At 69.0% G+C, this 20,513-nt stretch carries 11 protein-coding genes; 5 read left to right on the forward strand and 6 right to left on the reverse strand.

Annotation, left to right across the window (positions count from 1 at the left end; translation table 11 throughout):
* Window positions 1–7: 7 nt before the first annotated feature.
* The 6 genes from galA to FD678_RS18475 all read right to left on the reverse strand — a co-directional run bounded on the left by galA (window position 8) and on the right by FD678_RS18475 (window position 10,709).
* Window positions 8–2,500: a beta-galactosidase GalA gene (gene galA, locus FD678_RS18450; protein WP_218569842.1), complete on the reverse strand. Its 2,493-nt coding sequence runs from the start codon at window positions 2,498–2,500 to the stop codon at window positions 8–10.
* A 191-nt stretch (window positions 2,501–2,691) separates the two neighbouring features.
* Window positions 2,692–3,834: a glycoside hydrolase family 53 protein gene (locus tag FD678_RS18455; protein ID WP_218569843.1), complete on the reverse strand. Its 1,143-nt coding sequence runs from the start codon at window positions 3,832–3,834 to the stop codon at window positions 2,692–2,694.
* Between the two features lie 26 nt (window positions 3,835–3,860).
* Window positions 3,861–6,548 (reverse strand): TonB-dependent receptor, encoded by a 2,688-nt coding sequence (locus FD678_RS18460; protein ID WP_140727436.1) that lies wholly within the window; start codon window positions 6,546–6,548, stop codon window positions 3,861–3,863.
* 432 nt (window positions 6,549–6,980) lie between these two features.
* Window positions 6,981–7,883, reverse strand: coding sequence for a BPSS1780 family membrane protein (locus FD678_RS18465; RefSeq protein ID WP_218569844.1), 903 nt, complete (start codon window positions 7,881–7,883; stop codon window positions 6,981–6,983).
* Between the two features lie 105 nt (window positions 7,884–7,988).
* Window positions 7,989–8,732 (reverse strand): glutamine amidotransferase, encoded by a 744-nt coding sequence (locus tag FD678_RS18470; RefSeq protein WP_140727438.1) that lies wholly within the window; start codon window positions 8,730–8,732, stop codon window positions 7,989–7,991.
* A 156-nt stretch (window positions 8,733–8,888) separates the two neighbouring features.
* Window positions 8,889–10,709, reverse strand: coding sequence for a GspE/PulE family protein (locus FD678_RS18475; RefSeq protein WP_140727440.1), 1,821 nt, complete (start codon window positions 10,707–10,709; stop codon window positions 8,889–8,891).
* Window positions 10,710–10,788: 79 nt separating this feature from the next.
* Here FD678_RS18475 and glyQ point away from each other — a divergent pair, with 79 nt between their 5' ends.
* The 5 genes from glyQ to FD678_RS18500 all read left to right on the forward strand — a co-directional run bounded on the left by glyQ (window position 10,789) and on the right by FD678_RS18500 (window position 20,512).
* The gene (gene glyQ, locus FD678_RS18480) at window positions 10,789–11,715 is read left to right on the forward strand and encodes a glycine--tRNA ligase subunit alpha (protein ID WP_140727442.1); all 927 of its coding nucleotides are present in this window, start codon (window positions 10,789–10,791) and stop codon (window positions 11,713–11,715) included.
* Window positions 11,712–12,377: a glutathione S-transferase family protein gene (locus tag FD678_RS18485; RefSeq protein ID WP_140727444.1), complete on the forward strand. Its 666-nt coding sequence runs from the start codon at window positions 11,712–11,714 to the stop codon at window positions 12,375–12,377. The genes glyQ and FD678_RS18485 overlap by 4 nt, the downstream gene beginning before the upstream one ends.
* Window positions 12,374–14,449 (forward strand): glycine--tRNA ligase subunit beta, encoded by a 2,076-nt coding sequence (gene glyS, locus FD678_RS18490; RefSeq protein WP_140727446.1) that lies wholly within the window; start codon window positions 12,374–12,376, stop codon window positions 14,447–14,449. The genes FD678_RS18485 and glyS overlap by 4 nt, the downstream gene beginning before the upstream one ends.
* A gap of 427 nt (window positions 14,450–14,876) precedes the next feature.
* A complete protein-coding gene (locus FD678_RS18495; RefSeq protein WP_140727448.1) occupies window positions 14,877–16,664 on the forward strand; it encodes an autotransporter assembly complex protein TamA in 1,788 nt (595 codons plus the stop codon).
* Window positions 16,661–20,512 (forward strand): translocation/assembly module TamB domain-containing protein, encoded by a 3,852-nt coding sequence (locus FD678_RS18500; protein WP_218569845.1) that lies wholly within the window; start codon window positions 16,661–16,663, stop codon window positions 20,510–20,512. The genes FD678_RS18495 and FD678_RS18500 overlap by 4 nt, the downstream gene beginning before the upstream one ends.
* The last annotated feature ends 1 nt before the right edge of the window (window position 20,513 follow it).

Genomic DNA, 20,513 nt, shown 5'->3' on the forward strand with positions numbered 1-20,513 from the left:
TCAGTTCTCAAACCACAAAAGGCCGCGCCCGGGTGGCCTGTACCGGAATTCGCAGCGTCGCCGGCTTCAACCCTGGCGAGGTCGCCCGTAGCGTGATCGTGCCGGTGTCGCGGGTGGCCTGGACGATCGCCATGCACAGGCCGTTGAAGGCCTGGCGAATGTCAGCCTTGTCAGCTTCGTGACTGGTCGGATTGCCGTTGCCGACACCAAGCAGATGTCCCGGTCCCTGCATTGCGAAGCGCACGGCGTTGTCTGCAGTCGGCACGATATTGCCCTGTGCATCGACGATCTCCACCGCCACCACGCTCACATCCTCCGCATCGGCCGATAGCATGGGACGATCGGTACGCAGAAGAATGCCAGCGGCCGCGCCGGTGGTCCGGCGGATCTGCGTCTGTACGACACGACCATCACGATAGCCGCGCGCTTCGATCGCGCCGGGGGCGTAGCGCACGCGCCATTCGACGTGGCCGTGGCGCGGTACCTGCTGCATGCCCTGGCTGACGCCGTTGACGATCAGTTCCACTGCGTCGAGGTTGGTATGGCACCACACGTCGACCTGGCCGTTGGCGACCTCGGGCAGCAGGCCGTCCCAGTTCCAGTGCGGGAACAGGTGCAGCACCGGCTCGCGGGTCCATTGCGCGCGGTAGTACCAATAGTTGTCCTTGGGGAAACCGCAGCTGTCGAGCACGCCGAATTGCGAGGCGACGTTGGGCCAGCGGTTGTAGGGCGTGGGTTCGCCGCGGTAATCGAAGCCGGTCCAGATGAAGCCACCCGCCACCCAGGGCCGCTCGGCAACGAAGGCCCACCACGATTCGGACGAGGACGCCCACCACGGGTAGTTCACGTCGTAGGCGCTGGTGTAGCCGCACGCGTCGTCGTTGAGATATTCGCCGCGTACCGATACCGCGCTGGCGGTCTCGCTGCCGTACACCGGAATGCCGGGGAACTGCGCGTGGAACTCGTCCATCTGGTTGGTGCGGTAGTTGAAGCCGACCACGTCCACGACCTTGCCCACACCCTGGTCCCAGCCTTTGTCCATGGCGAAGGTGCTGGGCCGGGTCGGGTCGAGCCGGTGTGCCAGCCGCTTCATGCTGCCGACGATGCGCGCGCCGCGTTCGGTGACCATCTGCGGCTCTTCGTTGCCCAGCGACCATGCGATCACCGATGGATGATTGCGGCTGCGCCGGATCATCGATTCGAGTTCGTGCAGCGCTTCGCTGTCCGATGACATGCGCCGGGTTTCCTCGATCACCAACACGCCCAGCCGATCGCAGATTTCCAGCAGCTCCGGCGTGGCGGGGTTGTGCGCACTGCGATAGGCATTGCAGCCCATCGTCCTGAGTTGCTCGATGCGCCATTCCTGCAGGCGATCGGGGATCGCGGTGCCGACGCCGGCATGGTCCTGATGATTGCAGGTGCCTTGCAGCTTGACCGGCTCACCGTTGAGCAGAAAACCGCGCTGCGGGTCGAAGTTAATACTGCGAATGCCGAACAGGGTATCGACCGCATCGCAACAAATTTCGCCGGCATGCAGTTCGGTGATCAGCCGGTAGCGCTGCGGTGTCTGCAACGACCATAGCGCGGGTGCGCCGAGCACGAGCGCCTGCTCGACGTTGCGTGTCTCACCGGGGCGCACCGTGAGAGGTTGTGCGGCCTGAAGAATGATCTCGCGACCATCCGGGGCGATCGCGCGTGAGACGAGTGTGCATTCGATCGGCTCGATACCGTCGTTGCGGATCTCGCTGACAACCTGGGCGATGGCGCGACCATCGCGCACTTCGCTACGCACGAACACACCGTCGGTGGGCACGTGCAGCGGATCGGTCCGGCGCAACCAGACATGCCGGTAGATGCCGGCGCCTTCGTAGAACCAGCCTTCGCCGAGCGTGGCATCCACGCGTACGGCGATGACGTTGCGCGCACCGTAGTCGAGCACGTCGCTCAGGTCGACCTCGAAGCCGGTGTAGCCGCTGGCGTGGTGCGCGACGATGTGGCCGTTGCAGAACACGGTGCAGTCGCGGAACACGCCGTCGAATTCCAGGTGGATGCGCTTGCCCAGGTCGGATGCGGCGACCTCGAAGATGCGCCGGTACCAGCCGATGCTGGTCTCGGGAAAGGTGCGGCCCAGCGGTTTGTAGCCGTGCGCGGCGGCCGGGTCTTCGCCGTTGATGCCGGCCGAGGCCGGATCGGGCTGGAACGGCAGCTCCACTGCCCAGTCGTGCGGCAGGTCGAGCAGACGCCAGCTGCTGTCGTCGAACTCCAGCATCGCCGCGTCGGCGGTCTTCTCACCGGCCTTGGCGTAGGTGCGCTGGAACGTGCCGAAATTGAAGTCGCGTGCCGGGTCGTTTGCGTGTCCCAGATGGAAGCGCCAGCCGAAGTCGAACAGCAGGCGCTCGCGCGCGCTGGCGCTGGTGGCACCAAGGCGTGCGGGTGTGCGCGAAGGTGGCGCCGCACTGGCGGCCGATGCCGCGCCCAGTCCGATGCCCGCGATGGGCATGGATGCGCTTACGCCACTGGCAAGCATCGCCCGGAGAAGTTCACGTCGGCTGAGTTCAGTCATGGAGACTCCTTAATCTGTATCGCCTGCCCGAGCGGGAGTGGCTGCGGGATGGGCTGCAGCCCCGACGCTTTTCCGCAAAGGCCCATCGGGGCCGAAGCCCCTCCCACAGTGGCCAGGGGCAGCGCTGCTCAGCGCGGTTCGCGCCGGAGGTAGTCATGCTGGGCGAAGTCGATCCCGGGCAGCAGTTCGTTGCCATTGCGGAAGTCGAAGAAACTCGCGTTCTCCCACGACGAGCCTGTGCCCCAGCGGGTCTTGCAGCGGTTGCTGGTCCAGGCCGGTTCCCAATACACGACGCCGTTGCCACCGTTGTCCACGACCAGCTGAGTGAGATCGATCATGTAGCGGCGCTGGCCTTCCGGCGTGGCCGGATAACCGGCGATCAGCGAGTCCTCACCCAGCAGATTGTGCAACTCGTCGCCCGATTCCAGCGTCCATGGATACGCGGTCTCCACCACCATCACGTCGGCAGGGTAGCGCCCGCGCAGGCGCTTGATCGTTGCGCCCAGTTCCGGCATCGATTCGGTGGACCACTTGCGGTAATAACTGATGCCGATCACGTCGAAATCGGTCACGCCGGCCTTGGCGGCATCGGCGAACCACGGCTCGACATGTTCGGGCTGGGCGATGTGCAGCATCACCTTTGGCTGGATCTTCGCGCGCGCGCCGGCATCGCGCACCGCCTTGATGCCGGCGTTGAACAGCTTGGCGTTGCGGGTCCAGTCGATCGGGCTCTTCTTGTTCCACGGCACGCGCGACATCAGTTCCGGATTGGTTTCGTTGCCGACCTGCACCAGTTCCGGCATCAATCCTGATCGATCCAGCGCTGCCAGCGTGTCGTAGGTGAAGTTGTAGAGCGTGCGCGCCAGATCATCCACGTTGTCGATGTCGGCCCAGGCCTTGGGGATGAGCTGCTTGTCGCCGTCGGCCCAATCGTCGGAGTAGTGGAAATCCAGCAGCACCTGCATGCCCTGTTCGCGTGCGCGACGGATGGTTTTCTTGACGTCGGTCAGATCGCTGTAATTAGTCCAGCGCGCGTCGTTCCACAGGCGCACCCGTACCAGATTCGTGCCGTGCTCCTTGAAGACCACGAACGGGTCCTTCTCGACGCCGTTCTCGCGATAGCGCACGCCGCAGTCTTCCATCTCGTTGACGTAGGACAGGTCGGCGCCGAAATAGAGCGGCTTGGCGGGCTCGGCGGCCCAGGCCGGCAACGCGGCCAGCACTGCGGTCAGCAGGAAGGCGCGCCGCCATCCTGTCATCGGAGTTGCCATGGATATCGCTCCTCGCACGGCGACACTCAGAACTTGAACGTCGCTTCCAGCGCGAACCGCCGTCCGAACAGCTGGTAGCCGCCGTCGTCCATGTTCGCCAGCCGGTACGGTAGGTTGTCGGTGTAGGCACGCATGGACTCGTTGGTGAGATTGCTGACCTGCAGCTTCACGCCCCAGTGGTCGTTGATCTGCCAGCCCACGCTCGCGTCCCAGGTGCCCATGCTGTCCAGGCGGACCAGGCGCGCCGCGTTCCAGCCATACACGGTGGTGTAGGGGCTGTGGTAGCTGTAGCCCACGCGCGCCTCCACCTTGCCGTTGCTGTACCACAGGTCGGCGGTGCCGCTCTTGCGGGCCAGGCCGCTCAACGGCAGCGGGTTGTTGGCCGGCGCGAACTCCTTGAGGTCGGAATCGACATAGGAGAAGTTCGAATAGATGCCGAAGTTCTCCATGTGCGGGATGAACCAGAACGGCGTCTGGAAAGTCAGCTCCACGCCGTTGATGTGGCCGCCGCCGCCGTTGAACGGGCCGCTGATCAGGTAGTCGTGGCGGTTGATGGTTTCGTGCGCGGTCTTGTAGCCGATGCTCGAATCCACCCATTTGCGATACACGGCCAGTGCCGCCAGCGCCTCCTTGCGGAAGTACCACTCGTAGGACAGGTCGAGCTGCTTGGCGCGGAACGGATCCAGCTTCGGGTTGCCGCCGCTGCCGGTCAGCTGGCCGCTGACCGTGGCCGGATTGTCGAGCTGGCGCCCGGTGCGCAGCTCGTCCAGCGGCGGCCGGGCCACGACCTTGGCCGCCGACAGGCGCAGGATCTTGTCGTCGGCGATCAGAAAGTTCAGCGTGGCGCTCGGCAGCACGTCGGTATAGCGGTTGCTGGCGCGGCTGGGCGAATAGGTGCTGCCGTCCAGCGTGTCGTAGCCGGTGCTGGTGGTGCGGGTGTTGACCACGCGCACGCCAGCGTTGCCGGTGACGTCGATGCCGAACCAGGTGCTGCTGAAGCTGGCCTTGGCGAAGGCTTCCTGCACCTTTTCCTGCACCTTCCAGTGGTCGAGCATCTGCTCGTTCAGTGCCGACGGATCGTAACCGCCGAAGGCGAGATCGGCGACTGCGTTGAGGTTGCCCGAATAGACCGGCGGCACGTTCAGGCCGGGGATGCTGGATTCGCGGATCAGCCCGTCGTAGGCGGAGATCGGCTGGTCGAAGCCCGAGTAGTCGGCCAGATAATGGCGGTTCTGCTTGACCCGGTCCGAAGCACGCGCGCCGAACTGGATCTGGTTGACCGGGCCTTCCAGCTGGCGGGTAGCGTCGATGGCGAAGGCGCCGATGCGGTCGCGCAGCGATTGCGGCTCGTTGCTGCCGGACACGCCCCAGGTCGGCGCGGACGAGCTCGCCGAGATCCACGGTGCGTGGCCGGGGCCGAAGTCCCAGGAGATGCTGTCGGGATTCAGGCCGAACGAGACCGAACGCCAACTATTGTCGCGCTTGGCCTGCGAGGCCGACAGGTCGGCCTCGACCGTCCACACCTCGCCGGTCCATTTGCCGTTGAGGCCACCGGCCGTCAGCGTCTTGACCTCGTTGTACTTGGCGATCACCTGGTCCATTTCCAGCGGAGTACCCCACTGGGAATTGATCAGGGTGCCGCCGACCACGTTGTGGTCGATCATGCGCACGGACGAGCCGGGCTGGGCATACGGGTTCCACCACGACCAGATGCTGTAGTCCCAGTTGCGGAACCAGGTCTGCATCTGGTCCTCGTCGATGCGCACCCGTGAGTACAGTGCGTCGGCCTTGAGTTCGAAGTTGCCGCTGCGCCACTGCAGCGTGGCAGTAGCACCGGTGCGGGTCTGGTCGATCAGCTTGAGCTGGTCGGCTGCGCCCCAGGGTGTGTAGTCCTTGACGCCGTCGCCATCCACGTCCATCGCGCTGGTGTCGTCGGTGTAGCCCCAGCTACCGATCAACGCATTGGCGTTCTTCTGCTTCTGGTAGGTGGCGCCGATGGCGATGGCGAGGTTGTCGTTGAACTTGTGCACCCAACTGGCGCCGAAGCGGCTGCCCCACGGGCTGTAGCCGTCCACGTCCTTGCCCTGGTCGTAGAACACCGGCCCGGCGGTGCCCACGAACTGCGGGCCGGTGTAGTCCAGCGGTGCGATCGTGGAAATGTCCACGGTGGCGGCAATGCCGCCGGCGATCAGGTCGGCCGATGGCGTCTTGTAGACCTTGACGGTGGAGACGATCTCGGTCGGGAACACCTCCCAGCGCACTGCGCGGTCCGGCTCGGACGAGGCGATCTCGCGGCCATTGACCGTGCCCATCGTCATGCGCGGGCCGAGGCCGCGCACGGTCGCCAGACTGGCGTTGCCGCGATCGAGCGTGGCTGTCACGCCCGGCAGACGAGCCAGCGCTTCGGCCACGGTGACATTGGGCATCTGGCCCATGTTGTCGGCCGAGATCACCTCGACCACGTGGTCTTCCAGTTGCTTGACCGATACCGCCTTGTCCAGAGCGGCGCGCTGGCCGGTGACCACGACGCCGTCGAGCGTCACCGGCTGCTCGCCGGAAGCCGCCTGCGGGGTGGACGGGGGCGGCGCCTGCGCCTGCGCTCGGGCGCCGAAACAGGCAGTCAGGGCCAGGGCCAATACGGAGAGGCGCAGTTCGCGGGCAAAAGCGGGGCGTGCCCGCAGCTCGTGCGGACGGCGCTCGGGTTGCAACGGCATCGTTTGTTCCCTCCCAGGACAAAGTTACCGATGGATCGTTCAGCGGCCGCCCCTTGCCGACGCGGTATCGCCCGCAGGCATGGCTCCGCCGGGATGTCAGAGATGGTCCGGCGTGGTCGGCCGGTTGCTGCAAACGCCATGTCCCACGTGTCACGGCAGTCCCGCGGTGACATCCGGTGGGACCGCCGACATTGCGACCGCCGGCACAAAAACGAGGCTAGGCGACGAAGCTATGCAATACCAATGAAATATTCGCCGTTATGTATATGGTTTTCTAATGCAAAATCTGGCTGCGGGAGCCAAGGGCGCCAGCATGGCGAACTTGCATTTTTTTCCACCGGAACGCCCATGCGAATGCGCCCGCCGGAGGGCGGGCGCGGGCACATCGCCTGGGATCTGCGCGGGATGCGGCCCCGCGCGGCAGCGGACGGATCAGGCCGCGAAGACGTTGCCGGGCGGGGGCGTGCCCGTGCCTGCGGGGCCGCTGCCCGGGGGCGTGAACATCTGCTTCCAGGCCGCATAGACCGCGCCGGCGAACACCGGCATCAGCACGCCCATCAGCAGCAGCTGCGCGACCCACATCGCCGCGCCCTGGCCCGCGACCAGGCCGATCACCAGCGCCACGATCATCACCGCGAAGTAGATCGCGAACAGCGCGATGAAGGCGAGCACGAAGAACACCAGCATCGCCGGCAGGTTGTGGATGCTGGCGCGCAGGCTGTTGCGCAGCGCCTTCCAGCCGCCGCTCTGGTCGAACATCACCTGCGGCGGCATCACGAACAGCGCCAGCGTCAGCGCGGCGAAGGTCGCCAGCACCAGCAGCAGCCACAACAGGATGCGCCCGGCCGGCAGCGTGGCCGCCAGCGCCTCGATCTCGCCCGGGTCGGGCTGCGCGCCCGAGGCGCTGATCGCGTTGAGCTGGACCATCACGTCCGACAGCTGCTGCAGTCCCTTGGTGCCGATCAGCACCAGCAGCGCGATGCCGAGCAGCAGGCCGGCGATGATCTGCGGCAACAGCGCCACCAGCAGGTGCGGCGCACGCCCGTCCTGCAGTCCGTGCAGCAGGTGCGAGGGCTTGGCCGGGCGGCCCTGGTCGACCTCGCGGACCGCCCACAGCAGCCCGCCCATGAACAGCGGGCCGGCCAGCACCAGCAGGAACTGCACCGCGGTGCCCAGCGCCGGCACCAGCCCGGCCAGCAGCAAGGCCAGCGAGGCGATCAGGCCCCAGGTCACGCCCAGCGAGCCCAGCGCCAGCGGCGCGCGCCGCAGCAGCGAGAAGCCGGTCAACAACCATTCCGCGCCGGAGGACGCCGGCACCTTGTGGATCTCTCTCATGGATATTCCGGGTGGGGGATCGCGCCGGAGGCTCCGGCGCCTGCGGATTATCGCCGCTTTTCGTGCGTCCCTCGCAACGGCCCGCACATCCGCGGGCAGGTGCCCCTATCCGCCGGCGCCGGCGGCCGGGCGAAGGCCGCGCGCATGCTGCACGAAGCGCCGCAGCAGCTTGCGCGCCAGGGGCGCGGCGGTGACCTCGCGGGCGATGGTGCGGGCGCAGCGGCCGTGCCGGGCCAGGCAGTCGGCGCGGGCGTTGACGTAGCCGCGGATGTGATGGGTGGCGAATTCGGGGTGGAACTGCACGCCCCAGGTCCGTTCGCCCCAGCGGAAGGCATGGCACTGGTCCTGCGTCGAGCGCGCCAGCACCACGGCGCCGGCCGGCGCGCGCAGCACCGTCTGCAGGTGGGTCGCGTGCGCGGGGAAGCGCAGCGGCAGGCCGGCGAACAGCGGGTCCTCGGCCGCCGGCGGGTGCAGTTCCAGCTCGATCGTGCCCGATTCGCGCCCGGCCGGGTTGTAGTCGACCTGGCCGCCCAGGGCGTGCGCCAGCAGCTGGTGGCCATAGCAGATGCCGAACAGCGGCATGCCGGCGTGCGCGGCCTCGCGCAGCCAGTCGGCGGACCGCTCGCTCCAGTCGGCGCGGTCGGTGACGAAGGCGGCCGAGCCGCTGACGATGACCCCGGCGAAGCGACCGCGGTCCGGGAGCGCCGCGCCGGATTCGACGTCGACCACCACGGTGTCGCGTTCGGCCAGCCCCGCGGCGACGCGGATCCAGTGCGGGAAGCGTCCATAGCGCTTCAGCGACCGCACGGGCTGGCCGGTCTCGAGGATCAGGAAGGGGAGTTGGATCATCGACGCTGGGTGGGGGAACGGCTTGCTCCGGTCGATTAGAGCGTCCGCAGCGACCGGCTTCAACCGTTTCCGCTGGAATCGTTGTGCTCGCGGCTTCGTGGCGGCCTGCCGTCGGTCGGGGGATGGCGGGGCCCTCCAGGGCGAACGCCGCCGGGACTACTCCGTCGGCGGCAGCACCGACAGCACTTCCTCGATGGTGGTCAGGCCTTCGGCGACCTTCTCCAGGCCGGTGCGGCGCAGGGTGCGCAGGCCTTCGCCGCGGGCGGCGCGGCTGAAGCTGGCCAGGTCCATGTCGGCGCGGATCAGCGCGCGCAGGGCGGGCGTGACCGGCAGCAGCTCGTACAGGCCGACCCGGCCGAGGTAGCCGGTGCGCCGGCATTCCAGACAGCCGGCCGGCGCGTAGGTCGTCACCCGTGCCGGCAACGCCTCGCCCGGCTCGCGCAGCGCCGCCCAGTCGGCGTCGTCCAGTGCGTGCGGGCGCTTGCAGTGCGGGCACAGCGTGCGCACCAGGCGCTGCGCCAGCACGCCGTTGAGGGTGGAGGCGACTAGGTAGTGCGGCACGCCCAGGTCGAGCAGGCGGGTGATCGCCGAGGGGGCGTCGTTGGTATGCAGTGTCGAGAGCACCAGGTGCCCGGTCAGCGAGGCCTGCACCGCCATCTGCGCGGTCTCCAGGTCGCGGATCTCGCCGATCATGATGATGTCCGGGTCCTGCCGCAGCAGGGTGCGCACGCCGGCGGCGAAGTCCAGGTCGATGTTGTGCTGGACCTGCATCTGGTTGAACTCCGGCGAGATCATCTCGATCGGGTCCTCGACCGTGCACACGTTCACGTCCGGGGTGGCCAGCCGCTTGAGCGTGGAGTACAGCGTGGTGGTCTTGCCCGAGCCGGTCGGGCCGGTGACCAGCACGATGCCGTGCGGGCGGTTCACCAGCGCGTTCCAGCCGGCCGCCTCGTCGGGGCTGAAACCGAGCTGCTCGATGTCCTTGAACGCCGCATCCGGGTCGAAGATGCGCATCACGCACTTCTCGCCGAACGCGGTCGGCATCGTCGACAGGCGCATCTCGACCTCGCGCCCGCCGGGCGAGCGGGTCTTGATGCGGCCGTCCTGCGGGCGCCGGCGCTCGCCCAGGTCCATGCGCCCGAGCACCTTGATCCGGCTGACCACCGCGGTCATCACGTTCGGCGGCACCTCGAACACCTTGTGCAGCACGCCGTCGATGCGGAAGCGCATCCGCCCCATGTCGCGGCGCGGCTCCAGGTGGATGTCGCTGGCGCGCTGCTCGTAGGCGTACTGCAGCAGCCAGTCGACGATGTGCACCACGTGCTGGTCGTCGGCGGTGACGTCGCCGGCGCGGCCCAGCTCGACCAGCTGCTCGAAGCTGGGCAGGCCGCTGGAGGACTCGGAGCCGCGCACGTCGTTGCGCGCGCCGCGCACCGACTGGGTCACGCCGAAGAACTCCATCGTGTAGCGGTGCAGGTCGAGCGGATTGACCAGCACCAGGTCGATCCGGCGGCGGGTGAGGTGCTGCACGTCGGCGAGCCAGTCCAGCGCCAGCGGCTCGCTGGTGGCGACCAGCACGCGCTCGGGCTCGACCGCCAGCGGCAGGATGCGGTGGCGGCGCGCGTAGGCGTGCGAGACCACGCCGGCCACCGCATGCACGTCGACCCGGGTCGGGTCGATGCGCAGGTAGCGCATGCCGGTGCGGGTGGCGAGCCATTCGGTCAGCCGTTCCAGGCCCAGTTCGCCGGCCGGCGGCTGGCCGGCCCTGAGCTTGAGGTTGGCCAGCAGCACCAGCGGGTGCACCTCGCTGGCGTTGCGCGCGCCGGAGGCGGAGAACTGGATGCGCTCGCGGTCGGCCGGGTCGACCATGTCGTCGGCCAGCAGCGCGGCGACCACGCGCTCGAACGCCAGCCGGCCGCGCGGCAGGGTCGCGGCGGCGAGCACCGACCGGGCGGCGGCGGGCTGGCGCTGTTCCATCGACTGTATCCCCGGTGCGGAGAGGCCCGCAGGTCGGCCGCTATACTAGCGCACCCCTCAATCCGCCGGCCTCTGCAGCATGTCCGAAACCCGGTCCGTTCCGATCACCTTCCAGGGCCTGATCCAGACCCTCAACCAGTACTGGGCCGAACAGGGCTGCGTGCTGATCCAGCCGCTGGATCTGGAAGTGGGTGCCGGCACCTTCCATCCCGCCACCTTCCTGCGCGCGCTCGGTCCCGAGCCGTGGAACGCGGCCTACGTGCAGCCCTCGCGCCGTCCCACCGACGGCCGCTACGGCGAGAACCCCAACCGCCTGCAGCGCTACTACCAGTACCAGGTGGCGATGAAGCCCAACCCGGACGACATCCAGGAACTGTACCTGGGCTCGCTGAAGGCGCTGGGCATCGACCCGCTGGTGCACGACCTGCGCTTCGTCGAGGACAACTGGGAATCGCCGACGCTCGGCGCCTGGGGCCTGGGCTGGGAGGTCTGGCTCAACGGCATGGAGGTCACCCAGTTCACCTACTTCCAGCAGGCCGGCGGCCTGGAGTGCAAACCGGTGCTGGGCGAGATCACCTACGGCCTGGAGCGGCTCTGCATGTACCTGCAGAACTGCGACAACGTCTACGACCTGATCTGGACCTACGGCCCGGACGGCACGCCGGTGACCTACGGCGATGTCTACCACCAGAACGAGGTGGAGCAGAGCGCCTACAACTTCGAGCATGCCGACGTGGCCGAGCTGTTCCACCGCTTCGACGCCTGCGAGCGCGAGGCCGGCAAGCTGGTCGAGGCCAACCTGCCGCTGCCCGCGTACGAGCAGGTGATGAAGGCCAGCCACACCTTCAACCTGCTCGATGCGCGCCGCGCGATCTCCGTCACCGAGCGCCAGCGCTACATCCTGCGGGTGCGCGCGCTGGCGCAGGCGGTGGCGCAGGCCTATCACGCGCAGCGCGAGAAGCTGGGCTTTCCCGGGCTGAAGGCGCGCGCGCCGGAGACCGCATGATCCTGATCGGCATGTACGACTCCTCCTACGTGCGGAGGGTGGCCATCGCCATGGCGCTGTACGGGCTGCCGTTCGAGCATCGCGCCTGGTCGGTCGGCAAGGACTTCGACCGCATCCGCCAGTACAACCCGCTGGGCCGCGCGCCGACCCTGGTGCTGGACGACGGCGAGGTGCTGACCGAGTCCGCGGCGATGCTGGACTACCTCGACGACCGGGTCGGCCCGGAGCGCGCGCTGATGGCCGCGACCGGGATCGCCCGCCGCGACGCGCAGCGCCTGATCGCGCTGGGCATCGGCGCCATCGACAAGGCGGTGCTGATCGTGCTCGAGCGCGTCTTCCGCCCGGCCGAAACGCACAGCGAACTGTGGCTGTCGCGCTGCCGCACCCAGGTCGAGGGCGCCTTGCGCGAACTCGACAAGGCCTGCGCCGCGCGCGCCGGCCACGCCTGGCTGGTCGGCGACGCGATGGGCCACGCCGACATCGCCGTGGCCTGCTTCACCACCCACCTGCGCGAAGCGCTGCCGCTGGACCTCGCGCCCTGGCCGGCGCTGCGCGCGCACGTCGACCGCTGCGAGGCGCTGCCGGTGTTCCGCCAGCACTACATTCCGTTCGACGCCCCCACTCCCACTTCCGGTTCCGCAACACAGGTCACGTCCCCATGATGCAGTCCCTCCTCATCGAACTCGGCACCGAGGAACTGCCGGTCAAGGCGCTGCCTGGTCTGGCGCAGGCGTTCTTCGATGGCGTGATCGCCGGGCTGGACAAGCGCGGCATCGCCTACGAGCGCGGCGACGCCAAGCCGCTGTCCACGCCGCGCCGGCTGGCGGTGCTGCTGCCGGGCGTGGCCACCGAGCAGCCCGAGCAGCGCTCGGAAGTGCTCGGCCCGTACCTCAACATCGCGCTCGGCGCCGACGGCGCGCCGACCAAGGCGCTGGAAGGCTTCGCCGCCAAGGCCGGCGTCGCCTGGGACCAGCTCGAACGCACCCGCGACGCCAAGGGCGAGCGCTTTGTGCACCGTTCGGTGAAGCCGGGCGCGCGCACCGCCGAGCTGCTGCCGGAGATCCTGCGCGAGGCGATCGCGGCGATGCCGATCCCCAAGCCGATGCGCTGGGGCGGCCACGACTACGCGTTCGCGCGCCCGGTGCACTGGCTGGTGCTGCTGCTCGGCCAGGACGTGGTGCCCGCCGACGTGCTGGGCGTGAGCGCCGGCCGTGCCAGCCGGGGCCACCGCTTCATGCACGACGCGGCGGTGCCGCTGGCCGCGCCGCAGGACTACGTCGCCGCGCTGGAAGCCGCGCGCGTGCTGGTCGACCCGGACGCGCGCCGCGCGCGCATCGTCGCCGAGGTGCAGGCCGCGGCCAGGCAGGCCGGCGGCAACGCGCGCATCACCGACGACAACCTGGAGCAGGTGGTGAACCTGGTCGAATGGCCGTCGGCGGTGCTGTGCAGCTTCGAGCGCGAGTTCCTGGCGGTGCCGCAGGAAGCGCTGATCGAGACGATGGAGATCAACCAGAAGTTCTTCCCCGTGCTGGACGAGGGCGGCAAGCTGACCGAGAAGTTCATCGGCATCGCCAACATCGAGTCCAAGGACGTGGCCGAGGTCGCCAAGGGCTACGAGCGCGTGATCCGCCCGCGCTTCTCCGACGCCAAGTTCTTCTTCGACGAGGACCTCAAGCAGGGCCTGGCGGCGATGGGCGAGGGCCTGGGAAGCGTGACCTACCAGGCCAAGCTCGGCAGCGTGGCCGACAAGGTCGCGCGCGTGGCCGCGCTGGCCGAGGCGATCGCGGCGCAGGTCGGGGTCGATCCGCAGCTGGCGCGCCGTGCCGCGGAACTGGCCAAGAACGACCTGCAGTCGCGCATGGTCGGCGAGTTCCCGGAACTGCAGGGCATCGCCGGGCGCCATTACGCGCTGGCGGCGGGCGAGCCGCCCGAGGTCGCGCTGGCGATCGACGAGGCCTACCAGCCGCGCTTCGCCGGCGACGACATCGCGCTCTCGCCGGTGGGCAAGGTGCTGGCGATCGCCGAGCGCCTGGACACCCTGGCCGGCGGTTTCGCCGCAGGCCTGAAGCCGACCGGCAACAAGGACCCGTTCGCGCTGCGGCGCAATGCATTGGGCCTGGCGCGGACGATCATCGAGAGCGGGTTCGACCTGGACCTGAAGGCGCTGCTGTCTTCGGCCAACACCGCGCTCGCCGGCCGCAAGGTGCAGGCCGACGCCGCCGAGATCTACGACTTCGTCCTGGATCGCCTCAAGGGCTACTACGCCGACAAGGGCGTACCGGCCACGCACTTCAACGCGGTGGCCGAACTGAAGCCGCATTCGCTGTACGACTTCGACCGCCGCATCGACGCGATCGGCACCTTCGCGCAGCTGCCGGAAGCCGAGGCGCTGGCCGCGGCCAACAAGCGCATCCGCAACATCCTGCGCAAGGCCGAGGGCGAGGTGGAGATACCGGGCGACATCGATCGCGCGCTGCTGGCCGAGTCGGCCGAGGAGGCCCTGGCCGAGGCGGTGGAGGCGGCGATCGGCGACACCGGCGCCAGCCTGCACCACAAGGACTACGTCGCCGCGCTGGCGCGGTTGGCGCGGCTGCGCCCGCAGGTCGATGCGTTCTTCGACGGGGTGATGGTCAACGCCGAGGACCCGAAGCTGCGCGCCAATCGCCTCGCCTTGCTGAAGAAGCTCGGCGACCGCCTCGGCAGCGTCGCCGCGATCGAGCACCTGTCGAACTGAGCGCCCTGAAGCCCGCGCTTTGAAGCCCCTTCCCATCGGGGCGAAAGGCACGGCTTGCGCGCCGCTGGCGCGTGTCCTTGAGCGCCCACGCCGCTGGCGTGGGCCCGGGCGCGGAGCGGGGATCGGGGGTGAGGGTGCGAGGACGAAGCCGCAGGCTCCCCCGCGGTGGCGCGTTCCTCGATGCGATGGCTGCCGAGTCCTTGCGGCGCGGCTTCGCCCGTACCCTCATCCGGCGCTCCGCGCCACCTTCTCCCGAAGGGAGAAGGGATAAGCTCCTCCTTGCCACAGGCACCTCGCTTCGCGCGCCGGCGGCTCGCAAGCAACACGCCTTCGCCCCGCAGGAAGAGGGGGAGCCGTCCTTGCAAGTCCCGACATCCTCGACACCGCATTAACAGCCAGTGGCGGCACATCCGGATATCCTCGTTGCATGCGATTGAATCCCCAGGTCCTCGTCCTCCTGTCCGCCCTGTGCTGCGCCGGCATGGCCCATGCCCGCGGCACCATCGACAAGGTACAGATCAAGGGCCTGGACAAGGACGACGACGCGGCGATGATCGAGAACATCGAAGTCTCGCTGTCGCTGTACGAGGCGATCGGCAAGGTGCAGGGCGAATCCCGGCTGGAATACCTGCTCAGCCAGGCCGAGGCGCAGACCCGTACCGCGCTGGAGCCATTCGGCTACTACACGCCGAACATCGACATCCAGGCGCCGCGCCAGGACGACCACCTCACGGTGGTGATCACCGTCGACAAGGGCGAGCCGACGCGGGTGCGCGACTCGCGCATCGAGATGGCGGGCTGGGCCGAGGACGACCAGTACATCAGGCGCGACCTGGAAGGGTTCCAGCCCAAACCCGGCGAGGTGTTCAACCACCCGGACTACGAGGCCAGCAAGGTCCGCATCACCCGCCGCCTGGCCGAGCGCGGCTACTTCGATGCCGATTTCACCCGGCGCCGGGTCGAGGTCACCCGCGCCGAACACGCCGCCGATATCGACCTGGCCTGGGACAGCGGCCGCCGCTACGACATGGGGCCGGTGCGCTTCGACTACGACTACTTCGAGAAAGGCCTGTTCGACCCGCTGGTGTACTGGGACGAAGGCAGCTACTACCACGAGGGCAAGCTCGACCGCCTGCGCGAGTCGCTGACCAAGCTCGACTACTTCAGCAGCATCGACATCCAGCCCAAGCCTGAGGAGGCCGACGACCAGGGCCGCGTGCCGGTGGACGTCAAGCTCACCCGCGCCAAGCGCACCATCTACACGGCCGGCCTCAGCTACGGCAGCGAGAGCGGCCCCGGCGTGCGGGGCGGCGTCGAGCGGCGCTACATCAACTCGCGCGGCCACAAGATGGACACGCAGCTGGACTACGCGCAGAAGCGCAAGTCGCTGGGCACCACCTACCGCATCCCCGCGTTCGGCTGGCTGGACGGCTGGTACGCGTTCGGCGCGCGCGTGTACGACGAGCAGACCGACTACATCGACCTGCGCAACATCAAGCTCAGCGCCGCGCGCAGCGGCCAGATCAACGAGCACTGGACCGCGATCGCCTCGATCAACGCGCTGCGCGAGCGCTGGGGCTACTACACCGACGACGGAGACCGGGACCGGCCGCTGGCCTACCAGTACTCCACGCTGGTGTACCCGCAACTGGAAGCGAACTACACCAACGTCGACGACCGCACGTTCCCGCGCAACGGCATCGCCGCGACGATGCAGCTGCGCGGGGGCGTGGAAGGCGCCGGGTCGGACACCAGCTTCGTGCAGGCCTACGGCAAGCTGCGCTGGTTCCTGCCGGCCGGCGCGGACGGGCGCATGATCCTGCGCGGCGAGGCCGGCAGCACCTGGACCAACGACCTGGTCTCCATGCCGCCGAGCCTGCGCTTCTTCGCCGGCGGCGACGACAGCATTCGCGGCTACGCCTATCGCGAGGTCGGCCCGCGCACGCCCAGGCCGGACCGGTTCGCGCTCGGCGCCAAGCAGCTGTTGACGATGAGCGCGGAGTACGAGCACTACTTCAAGGGCGGCCCGCTCGGCATGGCGGTGTTCGTCGACAGCGGCAGCGCGTTCGACGATACGCCCGACTGGCACACCGGCGTCGGCGTCGGCGTGCGCTACAAGTCGCCGGTCGGCCCGGTGCGGGTGGACATCGGGCACGGCCTGGACGATCCCGATTCGCAGATCCAGCTCTACATCAACATCGGAGCGAACCTGTGAACCAGAACGCTCCCGCGCCGCGTCCCCGCTTCTATCGCCGCCGCCGGTTCTGGATCGGTTCCGGCCTGGGCGTGCTCGGGCTCGTGCTGTTGCTGCTGGTCGCGTTGTACTGGCTGCTGCAGACCGTGGCCGGCCGCGACGTGTTGCTGGCGCAGGTGGTGGCGCGGCTGCCGGCCGGGGCCACCTTCACCTGGGGCGAGGCGGAAGGCCCGCTGGCCGGCCCGCTGACGCTGCGCAACGTCGATTTCCGCTACCAGGACATCCACTTCGCCGCCGAGCGCGTGTACCTGGACCCGGACATCCGCCCGCTGCTCGGGCGCAAGCTGCGCCTGGACGCGCTGGAAGTGCGCAACGCCACGCTCAACCTCGGCAAGAGCGACGAGCCGTTCGAGCTACCGAGCTGGCCGGGATCGCTGCCGCAGATCGAAATGCCGCTGGCGATCCAGGCCGACCGCATCGCCGTGGACGATCTGCGCATCACCCAGCTGCAGCAGCCGGTGATCGCGCTGCGCCGCATCCGCGGCGAGCTGGAAATCGCCAACGGCGAACTGCGTGCGCGCCAGCTCGCGGTGAACAGCGACCGCGGCGATTTCCGCATCGACGGCGATTACCTGCCGCGCAACGACTACCGCGCCGACCTCACCGCGACCGCGGTGCTGCCGGCGCCGCGCGGGCGCACGCCGGCCAGCATCGGGCTGGTCGCGCGCGGCGACCTGTCGAGGATGGAGGTCGCGCTGGCCGGGCGTGCGCCCGAACCGCTGCGCGCGACGCTGGTGCTGACCGGCCGCACCGATCCCGCCTGGCAATTCAAGGCCGCGACCCAGGCGCTGGACCTGTCGCTGCTGGTCCCGCCGGCGGAAGGCGAGGTGGCTGCGGCTGGCGAACCGCTCGCCTTCGATCTCAGCGCCACCGGCAAGGGCGGCGACGCGCGCCTGCAGGGCACGCTCAAGCGCGGCGAACTGCAGGCGACGCTGCAACCCTCGCATCTCGTGCTCGAGGACCAGGTGCTGCAGGTGCAGCCGCTGGTGGTGGATGCGTTCGAAGGACGCACCCGGCTGCAAGGCAGCGCCGACTTCCGCGATCCGGACAACGCCAACTTCCGTTTCTCGGTCAACGCGAGCGGGCTGCGCTTCGTGCCGGCGCCGGACCCGGCCACGCCGCAGGCGCCGAGCGTCCCGGTCGAACTGAAGGAAGCGCGGCTCGGCGTCGCGGGCAACCTCAAGGCCTGGGCCGCGATCGGGCGCGCCGACGTCGAGCGCGACGCGCAGCGGGCCGCGCTGACGTTCGACGTGCGCGGCAACGACCAGCGCGCGCACATCCAGCAACTGCAGGCCACCACGCCGGGCGGCGCGCTCGACGTCGCCGGCGACGTGGCGTGGACACCTGAACTGAGCTGGGACGCGACCGCGACGCTGGCCAAGTTCGATCCCGGCTACTTCGCGCCGGGCTGGGACGGCAGCCTGTCCGGGAAGATCGCCTCCAAGGGCCGGCAACTGCCGGCGCCGGCCGGCGGGGTGTCGCCGGGCTACGAGCTCACCGCGCAGATCGACGCGCTCAAGGGACAGCTGCGCCAGCGTGCGCTCGACGCCAGCGGCAAGTTCGCCCTGCAGGGAACGCAAGGCGAAGGCCGGGTGTCGCTGTCGCTCGGCAACAGCCGCGTCGTCGCGCAGGGCAAGGTCGGCGATGCGCTCGACATCGACGCGCAGCTGCAACCGCTGCAGCTCGACGACCTGCTGCCCGGCGGTGCCGGCACCTTGAGCGGCACGTTGCAGGTGAAAGGCCGCCGCGACGCGCCCGACATCACCGCCGACCTCGCCGGCAGCGGCCTGCGCTGGGACGGCTACACCGCCGATGCGCTGAGCCTGCGCGGGCGGCTGCCGTGGCGTGGCGACGGCGGCTCGCTGGCGTTGCAGGGCACCGCCGTCGGCGTCGGCACGGTGCTGGACAGCGTGCGCGTGCAGGCGCGCGGCGCGGTGGAGAACCTCGACCTCGATGCCGAGGTGAACAATGCGATGGCCTCGCTGTCGTTGCGCGGCGACATGCGCCGCAATGGCCAACGCTGGCAGGGCCAGCTGGCGGCGTTGCGGATCGTGCCGTCCAAGGGCGATGCCTGGGCCTTGCGCGCGCCGGCGCAGTTCGCGGTGGATGGCCCGGCGTTCACGCTGTCCGATGCCTGCCTCGCGACGGCCGGCGCCGGCGCGCTGTGCGCCAAGGTGGACTGGCCGCGCGAGGGCGTGGAAGTGAAGAGCGATGCGCTGCCGCTGTCGCTGGTCCACCCATGGCTGCCCAAGCAGGACGGGCGCCCGATCATCCTGCGCGGCCAGATCGCCATCGACGGCCGCTTCCGGCCGCGCGGCAACGCCTGGGAAGGCGGCTTCGAGATCGTGTCGATGGAGGGCGGCGTGCGCCTGGGCGAACCGCGCTTCCGCGTCGACCTGGGCGGCAACCCCAATCGCGGCGAGCTGATCCGCTACGACCATTTCAGCCTGCGCGCGACCTTCGACCCGAAGCACATCAACGGCTATCTGGGCGTCGGCTTCCAGGGCAACGGCTTCGTCGACGCCAAGTTCGACACCGGCTGGGACGACTACGCGCCGCTCAACGGCGAGCTGTACATGAACATCTCGCGGATGAACTGGCTGCAGCTGTTCGTCGCCGAGATCGACCGCCCCAGGGGCCTGGTCGAAGGCCATGTGAGCCTGCGCGGCACCCGCAGCAAGCCGCTGCTCGGCGGCGACGCCACGCTCAGCGACTTCACCGCCGAGTACCCGTCGATGGGCCTGTCGCTGAGCGAGGGCAAGGGGCGCTTCGATGCGCTGCCGGACGGCTCGGCCAAGATCACCGCCTCGGTGAAGTCCGGCGACGGCACGCTCAACGTGGACGGCGGCCTGTCCTGGTACGGCGAGGGCACGCCGTTGCAGCTGGATATCCGCGGCCAGAACGTACTGGCCTACAACACCACCGAGCTGCGCGTCGTCGCCAATCCCGACCTGCAGTTCGGCATGCAAGGCAAGGTGATGCAGTTGCGCGGCCAGGTCACGGTGCCCGAGGCGGACATCGACCTGGAGCGCCTCGACCGCGGCACCTCCGTGTCCGAGGACGTGGTCGTGCTCGACCCGGTCGACCCCGAGGAAACCCCCGAATCGCCGCTGGACATGCAGCTGACCGTCGCGCTCGGCGACAAGGTCAAGATGAGCGGCTTCGGCCTCAAGGGCTCGCTGACCGGGCAGATGCAGATCCGCGCGCGGCCCGGCTACGAGATGACCGCCAACGGCGGGCTCGACGTACGCGGGCGCTACAAGGCCTACGGCCAGGACCTGACCATCACCCGTGGCCAGCTGACCTGGAACAACAACATCGTCTCCGACCCGCGCATCAACATCCGCGCCGAGCGCAAGATCGGCGACGTCACCGCCGGCATCGACGTCAGCGGCCGCGCCGAGTCCCCGCGCGCCGACGTCTGGTCGGACCCGGCGATGTCGCAGTCCGAAGCGATGTCCTACCTGGTGCTCGGTCGCGGCCTGGCGACCGCCAGCAGCAGCGAGACCGAACAGGTCACCGCCGCCTCCGCGGCGCTGTCGGCCGGCAGCGGCCTGCTCGCCTCGCAGCTGGGCGCGAAGCTCGGCCTGGACGACGCGGGCGTGCAGCAGTCCAGCACCCTGGGCGGCTCGGTGCTGGGCTTCGGCAAGTACCTCTCGCCCAGGCTCTACGTCGGCTACGGCGTCTCGATGGTCGGCAGCGGCTCGGTACTGACCCTCAAGTACCTGCTCACCCGCGGCTTCGACGTGGAAGTCGAATCGAGCACGGTGGAGACGAAGGGGTCGTTGAACTGGCGGAAGGAGAAATAAG

This window comes from Pseudomonas sp. Hp2 (genome assembly GCF_006386585.1).
Lineage (GTDB): Bacteria > Pseudomonadota > Gammaproteobacteria > Xanthomonadales > Xanthomonadaceae > Pseudomonas_S > Pseudomonas_S boreopolis.